The following is a 631-nucleotide window of genomic DNA, read 5'->3' as shown; positions in this document are numbered from 1 at the left end:
GCCGCCACCGACCCCGCCGTCGCCGCGGATCCGGCCAACGCCGGGATCCTGAAGCTGCTGCAGTCGCAGGACACCGCCGCGATCGGCTCCGCGCTCGACGGGGACACGTCGTTCCTGAACACCGCGGACCGCGCCCTGTCGGCCCCGTTCCTGACCGGGTTCAACGACGCGACCGTGACCGTGTTCCAGGTCGCGCTGGGCGTGGTCCTGCTGGCCTTCGTGCTCTCGTGGTTCCTCAAGACCCCGCCGCTGCGGGCGAAGTCAGCCATGCAGGAGGCGCACGACCTCGCGGCCGAGGACAGCGCGGAGGAGCTGCGCCGCACGGACCCGCAGCTGGCCGCGCGCGCCGGGGCCGACCTGGCCGCGGGCAGCATCGAGCCGGACGTCCGGACGGACTCGATCCGCACCGCTCCCCCCCGCGACGGGCACGGCGCCCACCGGGCCTGATCGGGAAGCGCCGGCCGACCGCGCCTGCGCTCCGCTGCTCTCCTCCGAGGCGCCGCCTCCGCCGCCCGGACACCGCCCTCACCGCGGTGTCCGGCCGGGGAGGCGGCGCCTCGCGGTCGTCCGGAGTGCGGTGTCCCGCGTTCCGGGGCGAGAGAGCGCTCCACCGGGCTCTAGGATGGTCGGA

General features: G+C 75.9%; 1 pseudogene. It reads left to right on the top strand.

Going from position 1 to position 631, the window contains the following annotated elements:
• Positions 1 to 447 (top strand): annotated as a pseudogene (locus tag C5C50_RS17145) (hypothetical protein); the annotation flags it as partial.
• Positions 448 to 631: the final 184 nt, after the last annotated feature.

The organism is Rathayibacter sp. AY1D9 (genome assembly GCF_002932395.1).
Classification (GTDB): domain Bacteria; phylum Actinomycetota; class Actinomycetes; order Actinomycetales; family Microbacteriaceae; genus Rathayibacter.
The sequence above is the reverse complement of the archived record's forward strand: the minus strand, read 5'-3'. Positions and strand labels throughout refer to the sequence as shown.